At 71.9% G+C, this 17,732-nt stretch carries 13 protein-coding genes and 1 tRNA gene; 7 read left to right on the top strand and 7 right to left on the bottom strand.

The window, feature by feature from the left end:
* Positions 1 to 19: 19 nt before the first annotated feature.
* The 3 genes from ACZ4TR_RS18000 to ACZ4TR_RS17990 are packed head-to-tail and all read right to left on the bottom strand — an operon-like array spanning position 20 to position 2,485.
* The gene (locus tag ACZ4TR_RS18000; RefSeq protein WP_465288042.1) at positions 20 to 787 is read right to left on the bottom strand and encodes an SDR family NAD(P)-dependent oxidoreductase; all 768 of its coding nucleotides are present in this window, start codon (positions 785 to 787) and stop codon (positions 20 to 22) included.
* The gene (locus tag ACZ4TR_RS17995; RefSeq protein ID WP_465288041.1) at positions 780 to 1,943 is read right to left on the bottom strand and encodes a pyridoxal phosphate-dependent aminotransferase; all 1,164 of its coding nucleotides are present in this window, start codon (positions 1,941 to 1,943) and stop codon (positions 780 to 782) included. Before ACZ4TR_RS17995 ends, ACZ4TR_RS18000 begins: the two co-directional genes overlap by 8 nt.
* A gap of 2 nt (positions 1,944 to 1,945) precedes the next feature.
* Positions 1,946 to 2,485 carry a phosphopantetheine-binding protein gene (locus tag ACZ4TR_RS17990; protein WP_465288040.1) on the bottom strand — a complete coding sequence of 180 codons (540 nt, stop codon included), beginning with the start codon at positions 2,483 to 2,485 and terminating at the stop codon, positions 1,946 to 1,948.
* Between the two features lie 328 nt (positions 2,486 to 2,813).
* Here ACZ4TR_RS17990 and ACZ4TR_RS17985 point away from each other — a divergent pair, with 328 nt between their 5' ends.
* Both ACZ4TR_RS17985 and ACZ4TR_RS17980 read left to right on the top strand, forming a co-directional pair.
* On the top strand, positions 2,814 to 3,980 hold the full coding sequence (locus tag ACZ4TR_RS17985; RefSeq protein ID WP_465288039.1) for an epoxide hydrolase family protein: 1,167 nt from the start codon (positions 2,814 to 2,816) through the stop codon (positions 3,978 to 3,980).
* 5 nt (positions 3,981 to 3,985) lie between these two features.
* Positions 3,986 to 5,230, top strand: a complete 1,245-nt coding sequence (locus tag ACZ4TR_RS17980) for a cytochrome P450 family protein (RefSeq protein ID WP_465288038.1) — start codon at positions 3,986 to 3,988, stop codon at positions 5,228 to 5,230.
* Between the two features lie 351 nt (positions 5,231 to 5,581).
* Here the strand turns inward: ACZ4TR_RS17980 and ACZ4TR_RS17975 are convergent, their stop codons facing one another.
* The 3 genes from ACZ4TR_RS17975 to ACZ4TR_RS17965 all read right to left on the bottom strand — a co-directional run bounded on the left by ACZ4TR_RS17975 (position 5,582) and on the right by ACZ4TR_RS17965 (position 7,342).
* A complete protein-coding gene (locus ACZ4TR_RS17975) occupies positions 5,582 to 5,785 on the bottom strand; it encodes a hypothetical protein (RefSeq protein WP_465288037.1) in 204 nt (67 codons plus the stop codon).
* Positions 5,786 to 6,132: 347 nt separating this feature from the next.
* Positions 6,133 to 6,209, bottom strand: a tRNA-Arg gene (locus tag ACZ4TR_RS17970).
* 749 nt (positions 6,210 to 6,958) lie between these two features.
* Positions 6,959 to 7,342, bottom strand: coding sequence for a peptidase inhibitor family I36 protein (locus tag ACZ4TR_RS17965; RefSeq protein WP_465288036.1), 384 nt, complete (start codon positions 7,340 to 7,342; stop codon positions 6,959 to 6,961).
* Between the two features lie 254 nt (positions 7,343 to 7,596).
* On the opposite strand from ACZ4TR_RS17965, the gene ACZ4TR_RS17960 reads away from it, so the two are divergent.
* The gene (locus ACZ4TR_RS17960; RefSeq protein ID WP_465288035.1) at positions 7,597 to 8,772 is read left to right on the top strand and encodes an MFS transporter; all 1,176 of its coding nucleotides are present in this window, start codon (positions 7,597 to 7,599) and stop codon (positions 8,770 to 8,772) included.
* Positions 8,773 to 8,971: 199 nt separating this feature from the next.
* Positions 8,972 to 10,132, top strand: coding sequence for a sensor histidine kinase (locus tag ACZ4TR_RS17955; protein ID WP_465288132.1), 1,161 nt, complete (start codon positions 8,972 to 8,974; stop codon positions 10,130 to 10,132).
* Here the strand turns inward: ACZ4TR_RS17955 and ACZ4TR_RS17950 are convergent.
* The gene (locus tag ACZ4TR_RS17950) at positions 10,106 to 10,744 is read right to left on the bottom strand and encodes a histidine phosphatase family protein (RefSeq protein ID WP_465288034.1); all 639 of its coding nucleotides are present in this window, start codon (positions 10,742 to 10,744) and stop codon (positions 10,106 to 10,108) included. The genes ACZ4TR_RS17955 and ACZ4TR_RS17950 overlap by 27 nt on opposite strands.
* Before the next feature lie 56 nt (positions 10,745 to 10,800).
* Between ACZ4TR_RS17950 and ACZ4TR_RS17945 the strand changes: the two genes are divergently transcribed.
* The 3 genes from ACZ4TR_RS17945 (at position 10,801) to ACZ4TR_RS17935 (ending at position 17,315) form a co-directional block, all read left to right on the top strand.
* Positions 10,801 to 12,819, top strand: coding sequence for a bifunctional copper resistance protein CopD/cytochrome c oxidase assembly protein (locus ACZ4TR_RS17945; protein ID WP_465288033.1), 2,019 nt, complete (start codon positions 10,801 to 10,803; stop codon positions 12,817 to 12,819).
* Positions 12,820 to 12,955: 136 nt separating this feature from the next.
* Positions 12,956 to 14,632: an energy-dependent translational throttle protein EttA gene (gene ettA / locus ACZ4TR_RS17940; RefSeq protein WP_364524457.1), complete on the top strand. Its 1,677-nt coding sequence runs from the start codon at positions 12,956 to 12,958 to the stop codon at positions 14,630 to 14,632.
* A gap of 16 nt (positions 14,633 to 14,648) precedes the next feature.
* Positions 14,649 to 17,315, top strand: a complete 2,667-nt coding sequence (locus ACZ4TR_RS17935; protein WP_465288032.1) for a hypothetical protein — start codon at positions 14,649 to 14,651, stop codon at positions 17,313 to 17,315.
* Positions 17,316 to 17,732: the final 417 nt, after the last annotated feature.

Here is a 17,732-nt window from a genome sequence, read left to right as displayed (position 1 = left end):
CGCCGGCTCCACCGCCCGGTCAGGTCCGCAGGTACGAGGCGCCGTTCAGGTCGAGGATGGTGCCGCTGGCCCACTCGGCCTCGGCGGAGGCCAGGTAGAACACGCCGGCGGCGATCTCGGCCGGCTCGGCGACCCGGCCGAACGGGCTCTGCGCCCGGATCTCGTCGCCGCCCGGCGGCTTGAGCCAGTCCGTGGTCATGTCCGTGGCCACGAAGCCCGGCGCCACGGCGGAGACCGCGATCCGGTGCGGCGCGAGCGCGATCGCCAGTGACTGGGTCAGGGAGTTCAGGGCCGCCTTGCTGGCCCCGTAGGCCGGCACCTCCGGCTCGCCGCGGAACGCACCCCGGGACGAGACGTTGACGATCCGCCCCCCGCGTCCCTGCTCCTTCATGTGCTTGACCGCGCACCAGGTCACGTTGGCCGCGCCGATGAGGTTGACCCCCAGCGTCAGCTCCCAGTGCTTCTGCCAGGTCGCGTAGTCGACCTCCGTGATCGGGTGCGCGACGAAGATGCCGGCGTTGTTCACCACGACGTCCAGCCCGCCGAGCTGCCCGGCGGCGGAGTCCACCGCCGCCGACACGGCGTCGCCGTCCAGCAGATCGGCCTCGACGACGACGTGCCCCTCGCCGTCGAGCCCGGCCACCAGGTCCCCGGCGAGGGCGGCCGGCACCTTGTCCAGGACCGCCACCCGGTCACCGGCCGCCGCGAACCGCCGCGCGATGGCCTGCCCGATACCCCGGGCCGCGCCGGTCACGAGCACCGCGCGGCCCCTCACGTTCTCACCCATGGGTCAGTACCCCGTTCGCCAATCGGTCGACAGCTTCGGCAATTACCTCGTCCGGCAGGGAGAAACAGGCGCGCACGTACGGACGGTCCGGCGGGTCCAGGTAGAACGCTTCGCCGGGCACTGTGCCGACGAGGGCGTTCTCCAGCAGGATCTCGGCCGCTTCCACCCCGGTCGCCACGCCCATCCGCGAGCAGTCGACGAACAGGTAGTAAGCGCCTTCCGGTTCGTTGGGCGACAACCCGGCGGCGGCGAAGCCCGCCGCCAGGGCGCGGCGTTTCCGGTCGTACATCGCGCGGAAGTCGCGGTAGTAGTCCTCGCCCAGGTTCAGCGCACGCGCGCCGAGCTCCTGCAGCGGAGCCGGCGCGCAGACCACGAACGCGTCGGCCGCGACCCGGATCGCGCCCATCAGCTGTTCCGGGCCGCAGGCGTACCCCAGCCGCCAGCCGGGCACGCTGAACGACTTCCCCAGCGATCCCAGCGTCACCGTGCGTTCGGCGAGGTTCCCGACCGTCGCCGCGGCGAGGTGCGGCTCCGGGCCGAAGTAGATGTCTTCGTACACCTCGTCGGTGATGACGAGCAGATCGTGGTCGGCCGCGACGGCCGCGACGATCTTGAGCTCCGCCGCGGTCAGCCGGCGCCCGCTCGGGTTGTTCGGCGTGCAGATGATCATCGCGCGCGTCCGCTCGGTGACGGCCGCCCGCAGCGACTCCTCGGTGATTTCGAAACCCGGTCCGGTCAGCCGGACCGGCTCCGGGCGCAGGTTCAGCATCCTGGCCGCGGAAAGGTAATAGCCGTAGAAGGGTTCGAAGACGATGACGCCGTCTCCCGCGTCGAGCAGCGCCGTGAGCGTCGCCATGAGCGCGCCCGTCGCGCCCACCGTGGCGACGACCTGGGTGGCGGGCTCGACGCCGAGCCCGCTGGACCTCTTCACCTTGTCGGCGACGGCTTCGCGGAAGACGGCGAGTCCTTCGGGCTGGCTGTACGAATGCCCGGCGTGTTCGAAGTTCCGCGCGGCCTCCGTCAGCAGCGAGGCGGGCGGCGGAACCCGGCTGAGTCCCTGCGCGAGGTTGACGGCGCCGATTTCCTGGCAGCGCACCGTCATGGCCCCGATGACGGACGCCTGCAGGCCCCGCATCCGGTCGGCGATCTTGACCATCGTCAGCCTCCGGTGCTCATCCGGTCCAGGAGCTGGTCGAGTTCCGCGACGGTGGGCGCGTCGAACAGTTCGTTCATCGAGATCTCCAGGCCGAACGCCGGGCCCACCCGGCTCGCGATCAGCATGGCGTCGATCGATTCGCCGCCCATGATGAAGAAGTCGTCGTCGACCCCGCACCGGGTCCGGGAGAGCACCTCGGCGAAGATCGTGCACAGCGCTTCCTGGCGAGGGGTGCCGGGTGACCGGTAGGGCAGGAGGCCACGCAGGTCGGGTGCGGGGAGCGCTTGCCGCTCGGGCGTTCCGTCGGAGTCCACCGGGATGGCGTCGACGACCACGATGGTGGCCGGCACCGCGCTGCCCGGCAGCAGCTCCCGGACGTACTTGTGCAGCGCCACCAGGTCGAGGCCCGGGCTGGTGGGCACGACGTAGGCCACCAGGACCTCACCGACGGGTTCCTGGACGTGCGGCACGACCGCGACGTCCGCGAGTCCGGGGTAGGCGGCCAGCACGTCTCGCACGTCCTGGATCGCAGTAACAGCCATCAGCCGCTCACCTTCCATTCGGGCTTCGAGAGTCTCCCGGACAACCTTCGCAGGCCCGGGCGGGCCGGCAACCTCCCGCATTGCTCAGATTCCGGTGCCGGCCCGGCAATTCAGGAGTTGTGTTCCCGGTAACGGGAGCGGCACGGTAATGCTCGAACTGCGCAATTGCGGCGGTGCGCGCCGGGTCGCGGGACGAATGGCCGAAAGACCCGGCAACGTAGGAGGTGCGCCGCCATTCGGCGTAGCGCGAGGATGGGTTCGCCGGACCTCGGGCACACATTCCGGCCGATTTCCCCGACAGCCGCGATCGTACTGATTTGAGGCGAGCATGCAGCCGTACCGAGTCGAGATCCCGCAGGCAGCCATCGACGATCTGCGCGAGCGGCTGGCCGCCACGCGCTGGCCGGAGGAACTGCCCGGCACGGGGTGGGACCGCGGCGTGCCGCTCGCGTATTTGCGGGAGCTGGCCGAATACTGGCGCACCTCCTACGACTGGCGTGCCACCGAAGCGGCGCTGAACAGCCACCCGCAGTTCGTCACCGAAATCGACGGCGCGCCCGTTTACTTCCTGCACGTGCGTTCGCCGGAACCCGATGCCCGCCCGTTGCTGCTCACCCACGCCTGGCCCGGTTCCGTCGCCGAGTTCCTCGACCTGATCGGCCCGCTGACCGACCCGCGGGCGCACGGCGGCGACCCGGCCGACGCCTTCCACGTGGTGATCCCCGCGCTGCCCGGCTACGGTTTCTCCAGCCCGCTGCGCGAGACCGGCTGGGACGTGCCGCGCATGGCGCAGGCCTGGGCCGAACTGATGCGCAGGCTCGGTTATCGCGAGTACATCGCCCAGGGCGGCGACGCCGGCGCGGTGATTTCGTTGGCACTGGGCACTTTGGACCCCGAGAACTGCGCGGGCGTGCACGTCAACATGCTCATGACGTTCCCGAGCGGCGACCCCGCCGAGCTCGCCGCGCTCGGCGAGGAAGACCTGGCGCGCCTCGGTTTGCTGGCCAAGTTCGACGAGGAGCTGTCCGGCTACATGAAGCTCCAGCAGACGCGCCCGCAGACGGTGAGTTACGCGCTCACCGATTCGCCGGTCGGCCAGCTGGCCTGGATCGTCGAGAAGTACAAGGAGTGGACCGATTCCGACAAGGTGCCCGAGGACGCGATCAGCCGCGACAAGATCCTCGACGCGGTCTCGATCTACTGGCTGACCGCGACCGCGGCCACGTCCGCGAACTTCTACTACGAGGGCGCCGCCGCGTTGCGCGCCATCGCCGCCGGCCAGAAGCCGCCACCGCCCGCCGTCCCGGTCGGGGTCGCGGTGTTCCCGCACGACATCTTCCTGCCGGTCCGCAGCTTCGCCGAACGCGACCTGCCGACGCTCGCGCACTGGACGGAGTTCGACCGCGGCGGTCACTTCGCCGCGCTCGAGCAGCCCGAGTTGCTCGTCGGCGACATTCGCTCCTTCGCTCGTTCTCTCCAGCCGCTCGAAAGGTGAACCCGATGGAAAGCCGTTGCCCAGTCCTGGACACGACGGGACGTGACATCCACGGAGAGGCCGCTCGCCTGCGGGCGCTGGGCCCGGCGACCCGGGTCGAGCTGCCCGGTGGGGTGCTCGCCTGGTCGGTCACCCGGGCCGAGGTGATCAAGAAGCTGCTCGCCGATTCGAGGGTCACCAAGAACGCGCGCAACTACTGGCCGAAGTTCATCAACGGCGAGATCCCGCCCGACTGGGAGATGATCAGCTGGGTCGCGATGGACAACATGGTCACCGCCACCGGCAAGGACCAGGTCCGCCTGCGCCGCCTGGTCGGAAAAGCCTTCACCCCGAAGCGAACCGAGGCCATCCGCCCCCGGATCGTGGCCCTGACCGAAATGCTGCTCGACGCGCTCGCCGCAGCGGGGCCGGACGAGGTGGTCGACCTGCGCGAGCGGTTCGCCTACCCGCTGCCGGCGATGCTGGTCGCCGAGCTGATCGGAATGGACGAGCAGGCTCGCGCGGCCACCGCCAAGGTGATCGACATGATGGTGGACACGACCGTCACCCCCGAGCAGGCCCAGTCGGTCCTCGCCGGCTGGCGCGGCGCGATGGACGAGCTGATCGCGACCAAGCGCGCCAACCCGGGCGAAGACATCACCAGCGACCTGATCGCCGCCCGCGACGAGGACGGCTCGCGCCTGTCCGAGCAGGAGCTCGCCGACACGATCTTCGCGATCCTCGGCGCCGGCTCGGAGACCACGATCAACTTCTTCGACAACGCGATCACGGCGCTGCTCACCCACCCCGACCAGCTGGCGCTGGTGAAATCGGGAGAGGTCGCCTGGAGCGAGGTCATCGACGAGACCCTGCGCGTCGAGTCCCCGCTCGCTTCGCTCCCGCTGCGCTACGCGATGGAGGACATCGACCTCGGCGAAGGCGTCACGATCCCCAAGGGCGACCCGATCCTGGTCAACTACGCGGCCATCGGCCGCGACCCGTCGCTGCACGGCGAGTCGGCGTGCGAGTTCGACATCACCCGAGCGGACAAGGAGCACCTGTCCTTCGGCCACGGCCCGCACTTCTGCCTCGGCGCGGGCATCGCCCGCCTGGTGGCCACGGTCGGCTTGTCCAGCCTGTTCGAGCGCTACCCCAACCTGGCGTTGGCGGTCGATCCGGCCGACCTCCAGCCGTTGTCGACGTTCATCATGAACGGCCACCGTGCCCTTCCGGTGCACTTGAAGGGCGTGGAGCCCGCGACGGGCGTGTAGTTCTCTGCCCGCTCGTGAAGGCGGCCTCTGTCCGGCAGGTGCTGGGCAGGGGGCCGCCTTTTCGCGCCTGGCGCGCGGTGGCGCATCGCCGGCTTGCCAGGCCGTGCCGCCCAAACGCCGGGCGTGCTCAGCTGCGTGCTGGGCACCGCGCCGGCGTCTGGTGTGCGTTCGGCCGCGGGGCGGGTGGCGCATCGCTGCTCACCGGGCTGCGCCGCCCGGCGGACTGGGTCGCAGAGGGCGGTGAACGCCCGGTCCAGTGCCGGGATGCCCGGCCGCGTCGCCGGGTCTGGTGTGCGCACGGCTGGGCAGTCGCCGGCGCCTGCCGCGTGTCGGGAGCGGTCGTGAGGGCGGTCAGGCGGCGTCCGACGTGGAAGTCGGTGCCTCGGTGGGTGGCTCTCCGGGCTCCGGTTCCCGTCCGGCTCGGTCGGCCAGGTAGCGCAGCTTGGTCAGGTGGCGCCGGACCAGGCCGGCGCGGCGGGCTTCGTCCAGGGCCGTGCGCGTGGCGCGGTTGGCGCGGCGGCGCCGGTGGCGTCCGGCGGGTTGTTCGGCGTCCACGGTGGGGTCGGCCTCCTTCGTTCGGGTCGCGGTCGGATTCGCTCGATCGGGTGGTCTTGGTGATGCCGGTCGTACCGGGGATGCCCTTGCTGGGCGTGACGGTTCGGCTGCGCAACAGCGGCTTCGCCGCCGGAGGTCACAAGGTTGTCTCGGGATGAACTCGGTAGGGCCCCGTTGAGCCACCTGGCCGCTCACGCGGTGCGACTTCCGGACTCCTCGGGCGCGGGAACGCGCACGGTGACCGTCCACAGTGGGGCACGCCGACGGCGCGCGAGCAGGGTCCCGGCGTGGGACCGATCACGTGACCAGGGTGCGTCGTGCGCAGCCGCGCACGACGTCTTCCCTGGTGGCGCCCCCGGCAGGACTCGAACCTGCGACCTAGAGATTAGAAGGCTCTTGCTCTATCCAGCTGAGCTACGAGGGCCCGCGCCGACGGCTGCTGCCGGTAACCCGGCACTGGCAGCTTAGTCGTCGCCATCCTCTCGATCGTTCGACACCGGCGAATCGTTTCAGGTCTCGTTCGACGGAATTCGGAAGTTCGGGCCAAGCGTCGTCGAGAACGTGGTGTGGACCTCCTTGAGTGTCGGGTGCGGTGCTGAGGGTGACCGAACGGGCTTCCCGGCACGCCGCGAACCTGTAATCTGGCGATCAGAAGGCTCTTGCTGTGTCCAGCCCGACCACGCTCGCCCGCACGACCAGCGGCCGGGCAGGCAGCGCCGCGAGCGTCCGCACGCCGCTGCCTCCCAGCCGCGGCGGGCGGCGCGGTCGTCACCTCACCTCCGTAAACGTGTCGTCGCCACTCTGCGGGCTCTGTCGGCCCCAGCCTGGCGCGAGTGGGCGCCGGCGGCCGGCTTGGATCACTCAGCCGGTAGAGGGCCGGCTGAACCCGGCGTGGGCCGCCGGGCCGTCCGCAAGCCTCGCTGACGCGTTGCGTGCCCCTCAATGACCGAGGGGACGCACAGCGGTCGTCGAACCGGTCGAGAGTGCCCCCGCCCGACCGCCAAACCTCCGCGAGCCCCGCGAGCCGTGGGAAGCCCGTGGGCGCGCCCCGCCGCTGGGGCGCGCCCACGGGGTGGGGCCGCTGTCGGGGGAGCGGCCCCGGTCGGGTCCGGCCGCCGCCGCGAGCCGGCTCTCCCTCTGGAGCGGACGGCGGTGCGGGCCCGGATCAGGCCGTCACTCCCAGATCTGGATCCCGCGGACCAGGAACGGCGCGTCCGGGACGAACGTGCCGCCACCCGGGTAGGTGACGAAATCTCCCTCGGTCGAGCATTCCTCGCTCTGGTACACCGTGACGTCCCGCGTCAGCAGATTCGCGAACGACGATCCGGCGAATCCCTCCGGTAGGGAAATGCATTCCCCCGGATTCGCGGTGCGCAGGTCGAAACGCTGGGCGTCGCCGCCGTAGTCGCCGGTGGGCCACAGGCAGAATTCGCCCTTCTGGCACCCCGGATCTTCCTGCGCCGACGCGGCTTGGGCGGTTCCGACGCTGGTCAGCAGGCCCAGTGCGGCCAAGACCAGCAGGTGCGGCAGCCGGGCACGGAGACGGCGTGAAGACATCGTGGATTTCCCCTCTGGAATCGCGGCTTCGGGGCCGCGGTGAACTGGTGATTCCAGATTGACGGGCGACGGAAGATTTGTCAGCCCGCGATTTCGGATCTGTGGACAGGTCGCCGGGCGGGAGCCGGTTGTCCACAGATCCGCGAACGGTCTTGCGGACGAAAGAAAACGGTGCTAAGCGTGGCCCGGCCGCCCGCCTCGGCCACGCTGGAGACCACGCTGAGGCCACCCGGCACCACGGAAAAGGGGGATGGATGCGGGACCGGATCGCGGTGTTCGCCGTCTTCGCGCTCAACGGCCTCGCGCTGGGCTCCTGGGCGTCGCGCACCCCGGCACTGGCGGCGCAGGTGCACGCCTCACCAGGCGTTTTCGGACTGGCGTTGCTCGGCGCGAGTGTCGGGATGCTCGCCGCCGCGTCGGTGTCCGGCCGGATCATCGAACGGGCCGGTGCCCGCGTCGTCGTGGCCGGCAGCACCGTGAGCGCGGCCGGCTCGATGGTGCTGGTCGGGTTCGCGCCGACCGTGCCGCTGCTGGCCGGCGCCCTGCTCCTGATCGGCGCGAGCGTCGGGATGCTCGACGTCGCGATGAACGTCGCCGCGGTGGCTGTCGAACGCCGGATCCGCCGCCCGATCATGCCGGAGTTCCACGCGGGCTTCAGCTTCGGCGCGCTCGCCGGTTCGCTGGCCGCCGGCCTCGCCGCCGGCCACGACTGGTCTCCCGGCCGCCACCTGAGCGTGGCCGCCGTCGTCGCCGTCACGATGCTGCTGGTCATCATCCGCGCGGTTCCCGGGAGCCGTCCCGAGCACAGCGAGAAAGCCGCGCCGAGCCGCGCGCCGGTCCGCCGTCCGGTGCTGTGGCTGCTCGCCGCGGTCGCGCTCTCCTCGGCCATCGCGGAGGGTGCGTCCTCGGACTGGTCCGCCTTGCTGATGGCCGCCGAACGCGGCGTCGGCCAAGGCGCCGCGCCCCTCGCGTTCGCCGGCTTCCAGCTGGTCATGGCGCTGACCCGGCTCGCGGGATCGTGGGCGCAACGCCGGTTCGGCCCCACCCGCTGCCTCGCCGCGGGTGCGGTTCTGGCCGCCGCCGGACTGCTCGCCGCGGCCGCGATCCCGGTCGCCGCCGTCGGATACGCCGGCTTCGCGCTCGCCGGTGCGGGCCTGGCCGCGTCGTTCCCGCTCGCCCTCAGCCTGGCCGGCGACGCCGGGAAACGCGGCGACGGCACCGGCGGCGAACGCGAGATCGGCTTCGTCACGGCCATCGCCTACACCGGCTTCCTCGGCGGGCCGCCGATCGTCGGCGGCATCGCGCAGGTGACGGACTACAGCGTGGCGTTCGGGTTCGTCGGGCTGGTCGCCGCGCTGATCTTGCCCGCCGCCCTCGGCGCCCGGCGGGCGCGGAAGCGCGAAGACGCCGCGCTGATGGCCGAATCGTGACAAAAAGCCGGGAGCCGAGGCCTCCCGGGTCGCGTCTCTCTTCGCGAACGGCCCCTATCGCCGAAGCCCCCGTTGACAGTGTGGAACCAGGCGGGGCAAGCTGAGCTCGTCGTAAACTGAGATGAATGCACCGACGTTACGAGTTCAGGTGGGCTGGTCAGGGTAGGGGCCTTGACCCGGGGAGGACGTCGTGAGGGTTGTGCTGCTCGGCGGCGCGGGGGCGCTCGCCGGCGGGGCCGGGCTCCCGCTCGTGCAGGGGGCGGTGCCGAGGCTCGTGCTCGTGCCGGTCGCGTTCCGGCTCGCCTTGTTCCTGCAAGCGATCTGGGCCGGCGGCCCGCTGGGCGCTCCGGTGCTCGCGCTCGCCATCGTGCTCTACCTCGTGCCGAACCTGGCCGAGGTGGCCTGGGTCTTCCACCGCAGCACCGGCATCCGGCGGGTGCTCGCCGCCGACACCGCGTACACGCTCGTCACGAGCCTCGCGGCGGCGGCGTTCGCGCCCGGTCTCCTCGCTCTGACCTGGCCGAACATCATGGGCACGGTCATGGTCTGGACGCTGCTGCGCGGCGCCCCGGCCGGCGCGATCGCGATCACCGGCGCCGTGCTCCTGCGCTACGGCATGGCCGTGGTGTCCGGCACGTCGGCGCCCGCGACGTGGATCGTGCTCGCCCTGGTCGCGGCCGCCGCGACGGCGCTGGCGATCGTCATGCTCGTCGCCGGGGCGATGCGGTTCGCGCACCGGCTCGGGGAGCAGCGCGGCCGCGCCGCCGAACGGGAGCGCTACCGGCGCGACCTGCACGACACGGTCCTGCAGGTGATGGAGTCGCTCGCGCTGCCGGCGCCCCGCGACGGCCTCGACCCGGTCGGCAGCCTCGACCAGGTCCGCCGCATCGCCCGCGCGCACGCCCTGCGCCTGCGGCTGAGTCTCGACGGCGACGCGCCCGCGGAGCCGGGCGGCCTCGAGCACCGCCTCGGCGCGCTGGCCGTCGAGATGACGGCGGAGGGCCTGCGAGTCGACCTCGTCTCGCTCGCGAAGCCCGCCGAAGTCCCGGAGAGCGTTGTCAACTCCCTGCACGACGCGGCTCGCGAAGCGCTGCGAAACACGTTGAAGCACGCGAAAACGGCCAAAGCCGTCATGTGCCTCGAAGAGCACGACGGCATCGTCACGGTGTCCGTGCGCGACCACGGGACCGGCTTCGACGTCGGCGCGCACCGTGCCGGGTTCGGCATCGAGAACTCGATCCACGCCCGGCTGGCCGAGATCGGCGGCACCGCGCGCATCGATTCGGCGCCCGGCCAGGGCACCCGTGTCGTGCTGACCGCGTCACTGGAGCCGTCAGAGCTGCGTTTCCCCGTCGGGTGAGTCCCGCCACTGCGCGAACGGGTGGTCCAGCGCCCACTTGCCGTCCTGCTCTTCGAGGACGCGGTACTCGCAGGTCCCCGGGTTGGACAGCGACTCGAACAGCTCGATGCTCCAGCCGAAGAGCCGGCGGCACAGCAGCCGCATCGTGAGCCCGTGCGACACGATCAGCACCGTCTCCGGGTGACTTTCGTCGCGCAGGCGCAGGTCCGAGAGGAACGCCGCGACGCGGTCGTCGACGTCCGCGCCCGACTCGCCGAACGGCAGCCGGTAGAAGAAGTGCCCGAACTCGTTGCGCCGCGCCCGCTGGATCTCCTGCTCGGCCGGGTCCTGGAGGTTGCCCCAGTCCTGCTCGCGCAGCCGCGGCTCCTGCAGCAGCCGCTCGCACGACGCCCGGATGTCCAGCAGCCGCAACGTTTCCCGCGTCCGCAGGTACGGGCTGACGTAGACGGCGGGCCGCTCGCCGTCGAGCAGCCGGGCGATCTCCGGTCCGGCGGCAAGCGCTTCCCGCTCGCCCTTGTCCGTCAGCGGCAGGGCGTGGTCCGGGATCCGCGTGTAGGCGAGTTCGTCGACGTTGCCGAGCGACTCGGCGTGCCGCAGCAGGATCATTCTCACGCTCCCATCCTGCCCGTCACACCGGCCTGACCGGGGCTGGGCATACCCTCTGGGGCGTGTCCAGCGAGCCCGTGACGAAATCCGACGTTCCCGCGCAGCGCCGGGCCAGCGTGCTGCCCCTGATTTCGGTCGGCGTGCTGCTGGCCGCCGTCGTCGCGATCGGGCTGATCGCGCTCACCGGCGGGGCCGGCTACGCCATCGCCGGCCTGCCGGATCCGGGGCTGGTCACCAAGTACGGCATCACGGTCATGCGCGTGCTCTCCGAGGCCGCGTCGGTGATCTGCGTCGGGGCGCTGCTGCTCGCCGCGTTCCTGGTGCCGCCGCAGAAGTCCGGCACGCTCGGCCCGGAGGGCTACGGCGCTCTCCGCGCGGCCGGCATCGCCGCCTGGGTCTGGTTCGGCGCGGCCCTGCTCTCGGTCGCCTTCACCGCCGCCGACACCGCCGGGAAGCCGTTCGGCGAGGTCTTGGACCCGCAGACGCTGCTCGACCTGGTCGGCGCCATCGAGCAGCCGAAGGCCTGGCTGTGGACCGCGCTGATCGCGGTCCTCGTCGCGCTCGGCTGCCGGCTCGCGCTCTCGTGGGGCTGGACGGCGGTGCTGTTCTTCCTGGCCGTCGGCGGCCTGGTCCCGGTCGCGGTCACCGGCCACTCTGCCAGCGGCGGCTCGCACGACGTCGCCACCAACAGCCTGCTGTTCCACCTCGTCGCGGCGTCCCTCTGGGTGGGCGGGCTGGTCGCGCTGCTGGCGCTGGGCTACCGGCGCGGGAACCACCTGAGCCTGGCCGCGCAGCGGTTCTCGCGGCTGGCGCTGGTCTGCTGGATCGTGATGGCGATCTCCGGCGTGGTCAACGCGCTGGTGCGGATCGGCTTCAACGACCTGTTCACCACCGACTACGGCCTCCTGGTCGTCGCCAAGACGGTCGCGCTGCTGCTGCTCGGCGTCTTCGGCCACCAGCAACGCCGGAAGGGCGTCGCGGACCTCGTCGACGGCAAGGGCGGCGGCCAGCTGACGCGGCTGGCCGCGGTCGAGATCCTGATCATGTTCGTCACGCTCGGCATCGCGGCCGGGCTGGCCAGGACGCCACCCCCGGCGGACGCCGTCACCCAGCCGTCCACCACCGAACTGCTGATCGGCTACGACCTCGACGGCCCGCCGACGGTGTGGCGGTTGCTCTTCGACACCCGTTTCGACCTGGTCTACGGCACCCTCGCGCTCGTCCTCGGCGGGCTGTACCTCGCCGGGGTGCAGCGGCTGCTGCGCCGCGGCGACTCCTGGCCGGTCGGCCGCACCGTCGCGTGGATCGCCGGCTGCGTCGTGCTGCTGATCGCGACGTCGTCGGGCATCGGCCGCTACGCGCCCGCGATGTTCAGCGTGCACATGGGCAACCACATGCTGCTGTCGATGGTGGCGCCGGTGCTGTTCGTGCTCGGCGGGCCGGTGACACTCGCCTTGCGCGCCCTGCCGGCCGCGGGCAAGGACACCCCGCCGGGGCCGCGCGAGTGGCTCGTCGCGGCGGTGCACTCGCCGGTGTCGCGGTTCCTGACCCACCCGGTGGTCGCGCTGCTGCTGTTCGTCGGCTCGTTCTACGCGCTGTACTTCTCCGGCCTGTTCGACAACGCGCTGAACTACCACTGGGCGCACCTGGCGATGAACGCGCACTTCCTGCTCGCCGGGTACGTCTTCTACTGGCCGGTGATCGGCGTCGACCCGTCGCCGCGGCGGATCCCGTACCTCGGCCGGCTCGGCATGATGTTCGCCGCGATGCCGTTCCACGCCTTCTTCGGCGTGATCCTGATGAGCAAGCAGACCGTGATCGGGCAGGCGTTCTACGGCTCGCTGCACCTGCCGTGGGTGCCGGACCTGCTCACCGACCAGCGGCTCGGCGGCGGTATCGCCTGGGCGTCGGGCGAGCTCCCGGTGCTGCTGGTGCTGATCGCGCTGCTGGTGCAGTGGTCGCGCCAGGACGAGCGCGAGGCGAAGCGGCGAGACAGGCGCGAAGCGGCGACGGGCGACGAAGAGCTGAACGCCTACAACGCGATGCTGAAGAATCTCGCGGACGGCAAGCGGGCCGACTGAGTCTCGACTTCCGGTTGAGGGTGAGACCCGTCCGGAGCCCGGCAAAACGACGGTTTCGGTGACGCCGGGCTGACTTTCGGTAGTCCGACGGTGACCGGCGTCGGGTCGCGATCAGGTGCGCTCTACGATCGTGGGTATGGCCGAGTTCATCTACACCATGAAGAAGGTGCGCAAGACCGTCGGGGACAAGGTCATCCTCGACGACGTCAGCACCGCGTTCTACCCCGGCGCCAAGATCGGCGTGGTGGGGCCGAACGGTGCCGGTAAGTCCACCGTTCTCAAGATCATGGCGGGGATCGAGCAGGCCAGCAACGGCGAGGCGTTCCTCCAGCCCGGTGCGAGCGTGGGCATCCTCATGCAGGAGCCGGAGCTCAACGAGGAGAAGACGGTCCGGCAGAACGTCGAGGAGGGGCTCGGCGACATCAAGACCAAGCTGGACCGCTACAACGAGATCGCCGAGCTGATGGCGACCGACTACAGCGACGCCCTGATGGAGGAGATGGGCCAGCTCCAGGAGGAGCTGGACCACGCCGACGCCTGGGAGCTCGACTCGACCGTCGAGCAGGCGATGGACGCGCTGCGCTGCCCGCCGCCCGAAGAGGGCGTCACGCACCTGTCCGGTGGTGAGCGCCGCCGCGTCGCGCTGTGCAAGCTGCTGCTGTCGGCGCCCGACCTGCTGCTGCTCGACGAGCCCACCAACCACCTGGACGCCGAGAGTGTCCTGTGGCTGGAGCAGTTCCTCTCCCGCTACGCCGGCGCCGTCCTCGCCGTCACCCACGACCGGTACTTCCTGGACAACGTGGCCGAGTGGATCATGGAGATCGACCGCGGCCGCGTCGTCGGGTACGAGGGCAACTACTCGACGTACCTGGAGAAGAAGCGTGAGCGCCTCGAGGTCCAGGGCAAGAAGGACCAGAAGCTCGCCAAGCGCCTGAAGACCGAGCTCGAGTGGGTGCGGTCCAACGCCAAGGCCCGCCAGACGAAGTCCCGGTCCCGGCTCGACCGCTACGAGGAGATGGCGGCGGAGGCGGACAAGCACCGCAAGCTCGACTTCGAAGAGATCCAGATCCCGCCGGGCCCCCGGCTGGGCAACGTCGTGGTCGAGGTCGAGAAGCTCCGCAAGGGCTTCGACGACCGCGTCCTCATCGACGGCCTGTCGTTCGACCTGCCGCGCAACGGCATCGTCGGCGTGATCGGCCCGAACGGCGTCGGCAAGACCACGCTGTTCAAGACCATCGTCGGGCTCGAGGAGCCGGACGACGGCATCGTCAAGATCGGCGAGACGGTCAAACTGTCCTATGTGGACCAGAACCGCGGCGGGATCGACCCGAAGAAGACCGTGTGGCAGGTCGTCTCCGACGAGCTGGACTACATCCACGTCGGGCAGACCGAGATGCCGTCGCGCGCGTACGTCAGCGCGTTCGGCTTCAAGGGCCCGGACCAGCAGAAGCCGGCGGGCGTGCTCTCCGGTGGTGAGCGCAACCGGCTCAACCTGGCGCTGACGCTCAAGCAGGGCGGGAACCTGATCCTGCTCGACGAGCCGACGAACGACCTGGACGTCGAGACGCTGGGCTCGCTGGAGAACGCGCTGGAGCAGTTCCCCGGCTGCGCCGTCGTGATCTCCCACGACCGGTGGTTTCTCGACCGGGTCGCGACGCACATCCTGGCCTGGGAAGGCACCGACGAGAACCCGTCGCAGTGGTTCTGGTTCGAGGGCAACTTCGAAGGGTACGAGAAGAACAAGGTGGAGCGGATGGGCGCCGAGGCCGCCCGCCCGCACCGTGTCACCCACCGCAAGCTGACCCGCGACTGAGGGGGCGGGTTTCCCCGTGGAAGCCAGCAAGCAGCACCGGACGGGCCCGTCCTCCCGATTGGAGGGCGGGCGCTCCGCCACTGCCGGGGGAACCCTCTCCGCGGTCGGACGGCTGATCGAGCGGGCGGACGCCCTGCACCTGCGCGCGCCCGAGCTCGCGCTGGTCCTGGGTGAGCGCGCGGCCGCGTTGTCCGAAGCCGCCGGCGCCGACGAGCAGTGGATCCGGTCCGAGAGCCTGGTCGTGTCCGCGCGCGTCCGGCTCGGCGAGCGGCCGGGCACGGTCGGCCGGGCGGTCGCTGCCCTGCGCGCGGCCGAACACGCCGGCTACGGCGACATCGCCGCCCGGCTGCGCATCGACCTCGCCGTCTGCGCCCGCAGCCTGGGCGTGCCGCTGACCGGCCTCGCCGCGCTGCGGCCGGTGCTCACCGATCCGGTCGTCTCGCCGGTGCACCGCGCCGCCGCGCTGACCCACCTCGTCGGCTGCCTCGGTCTGCTGGGCCGGAAGGCCGAGCTGGACCGGGCGCTCGTCGAGGCGGACAAGCTCGTCCTCGGCGACGAGTCCCTCGGCGGCGACACCCAGCTGCTGGTGCGGGCGCTGCTGCGCGTCGGCACGGCCGCACATCGGCGCCGGCACGGCGACCTCACCGCGGCCGCCGACGCGGCCCGGACCGGCCTGGGCTTCCTGGAGAAGCTGGACAACCCGGCCGACGACGGCGGTCTCGTCCGGATCCGGCTCGTGCTGCTGCTGGTGAGCACGCTGCTCGACCGCGGCGACGCCGAGATGGCGTACGAGATCGCCGAGCCGGTCCTGGCCGAGCCGGTGCGGGCGGCCGGGGTCGCGCCCATGGGCTGGCTGCGGCTGGCCGTCGCGACCCGCATCCACCTGCCCTCGGGCTCGGGCGAAGCCGCGATCGAGCAGGTCCGCGAAGCCGTGGCGAGCACCGACCGGCACGGGCTGTCCGCGGTCACCGCGAGGTTGTGGCTGGAGCTGGCGCAGCTGGAGGAGCGGTTCGGGCAGGCCGAAGAGGCCATCGCGTGCCTGTACCGCTCGCGGGCGGCCGAGCAGCTCCACGCGCGAGCCCGGCGGCAGGCGTGCGGTGTGCTGGCCGGCGAGTTCGGCACGGGTGAGCCGGCGTCGGTCGACCTCGACGAGGTGCTGAAGGCAGTGCCGTCGCGGCCGGTCCCGGTCGTGGCGGCGGCCCCCGCCGCCGAGCCGGTCGCCCCGGAGCCTTCGCCGCGGACACCGGCCTGGTCGTTCGACCGCGAGGAGACGTCCGCACCGGAGCCCGAGCCGCGGCAACCGGCGCCCGCGTGGTCGTTCGAACGGCTGCGCGTGACCGCCGACGCGGCCGAGACGTCGGTGATGCCGGCGGTGCGGGACGAGCCCGCGGAGCCGCGCGTGCGCCCGGAGCCGGTGGTCGTCGAGCGGCGGCGGCCGGAGCCGGTCGAGGTGCGATCCGGGACCGAGGCCCAGCCGGGAGGACGCCGTCGGGAGCCGGAGCCGATCGAGGTGCGGTCGGGGTCCGAAGTTCCGCCGGGGGGCCGTCGTCGTGAACCGGCCGTGGTTCGGCCGGAGTCCGATGCGCAGCCGGCTGGGCGCCGCCACAAGCCGGAGCCGATCGAAGATCCGGCCGAGTCCGAGGTTCAGCCCGCCGGACGCCGCCGGGTGCCGGAGCCGATCGAGGTGCGGTCGGGATCCGAGGTCCAGCCGGGGGGCCGCCGCCGGGCGCCGGAGCCGGTCGAGGTGCGCTCGGAGTCCGAGGTTCAGCCGCCCGGGCGCCGCCGCGAGCCGGAGCCGGTCGACGTGCGGCCGGCACCCGAGGTCCGGGCCGAACGTCCTCGTGAGCCGGAGTTCCGGGCCGAGCCGGCGCGGCCGGCCACGCCGGAGGTCCGTCCGGAGCCGGTGGAAGTCCGGCAGGAGCCGGAGCGCCGGAGCGAGCCGGAGCGCGAGGCCGCCGAAAGCGGGAAGACCAAGTTCTCCTGGGCGGCGCTCGCCGAAGCGCGGCTGCGGGAGACGGCCGCCGAACGCGAGTCGGCGCCCACGCGCGTCACGCCGGCGTTGCCGCTCGCGCCCGAGCCCGCCGCCGAGCGGGAACCGTGGGAGCCGGAGGCGCGGCGCGAACCGCAGCCGTCGACCCGGCACGACGCCGAACACGGCTCGGAAGCCGCCCGGTCGGTGCTGGACCGCCTGGGGATCTCGTCGTCGGGTGGTGGTGCGGGCCGGGGCCGCCGCCGGGCGGAAGACGCGGAAAGCACGCACGAAACCGGCAGCGAGGACAGCCCGCGCCGCGAACGCGCCGAGCCCGAGCTGGCGCCACCGCCGCGGCCGGAGGACCAGCCGCCGTCGGTGCCGGACTACCGCGACGAAGCCGAACCCTGGCTGCCGCGGCTGCGGATGCCGCCCGCGCTGGAGCCGATGGAGGACTTCGGCCACTGGACCCCGGCGACGGCCCCGTTCCCGGAGAGCTACGCGCGCGCGATCGCGGAGGACGAGCCCCCACCGGATGCGGGCCTCGCCGACCTGCTGGCCCGCGCGCTGGCCGAGCACCAGGCGGGCACGGCGAGCGCGGCGGCGCTGGTCAAGCAGCTGGGGCCGAACGACACGGGCCGCCGCAACGGCCACGGCCGCAACGGTCACGGCGCCGAGGTCGGGGACTCCCGCCGCCACGGCACGGGCGACTGACCGGACCCGCCTTCATCGCCGGCGACGTCATGAGCGAGCCGTTCAGCGCGCCGGACCCCATGAACGAGCCGGCGGCCGATCGCGCCCCGGGTCGGCCAGACCCCCCTATTCGTCGCCGACCTGCCCGGGGCCGCCGGACAGTGGTGTCCGTCGCACCCCGGCGTCGCCGACCGGCCGACAACGTTCGCCGAACGGCTTCGCCGGGCCTCAGCTGAACCGATCATGTCGGCCCCACCTCAGGTGATGCCCGACGGGCCCGGCTGGTCAGGGCCGCGCGGACGCTCCGGACGCAACCCGTCAGTAGCTTGACCGATCACGCGAATCCGCTGGCCCGGAAGGGTTTTCCGAGACTGGGGAACCCCCGGGTCTTCATGTGATCCCCGACCGCCGCGCATTAGTGTGGGGTCGTCCGGTTCA

The sequence above is a fragment of the Amycolatopsis sp. NPDC028719 genome (assembly GCF_055565395.1).
This window is presented reverse-complemented; position numbering and strand designations above follow the sequence as displayed.

Excerpts from the sequence above, each read along its gene's own strand:
- ACZ4TR_RS17965 (WP_465288036.1), bottom strand. The coding sequence starts at position 7,342 with ATGTCTTCACGCCGTCTCCGTGCCCGGCTGCCGCACCTGCTGGTCTTG.
- ettA (WP_364524457.1), top strand. The coding sequence starts at position 12,956 with ATGGCCGAGTTCATCTACACCATGAAGAAGGTGCGCAAGACCGTCGGG.
- ACZ4TR_RS18000 (WP_465288042.1), bottom strand. The coding sequence starts at position 787 with ATGGGTGAGAACGTGAGGGGCCGCGCGGTGCTCGTGACCGGCGCGGCC.
- ACZ4TR_RS17995 (WP_465288041.1), bottom strand. The coding sequence starts at position 1,943 with ATGGTCAAGATCGCCGACCGGATGCGGGGCCTGCAGGCGTCCGTCATC.
- ACZ4TR_RS17960 (WP_465288035.1), top strand. The coding sequence starts at position 7,597 with ATGCGGGACCGGATCGCGGTGTTCGCCGTCTTCGCGCTCAACGGCCTC.
- ACZ4TR_RS17990 (WP_465288040.1), bottom strand. The coding sequence starts at position 2,485 with ATGGCTGTTACTGCGATCCAGGACGTGCGAGACGTGCTGGCCGCCTAC.
- ACZ4TR_RS17985 (WP_465288039.1), top strand. The coding sequence starts at position 2,814 with ATGCAGCCGTACCGAGTCGAGATCCCGCAGGCAGCCATCGACGATCTG.
- ACZ4TR_RS17980 (WP_465288038.1), top strand. The coding sequence starts at position 3,986 with ATGGAAAGCCGTTGCCCAGTCCTGGACACGACGGGACGTGACATCCAC.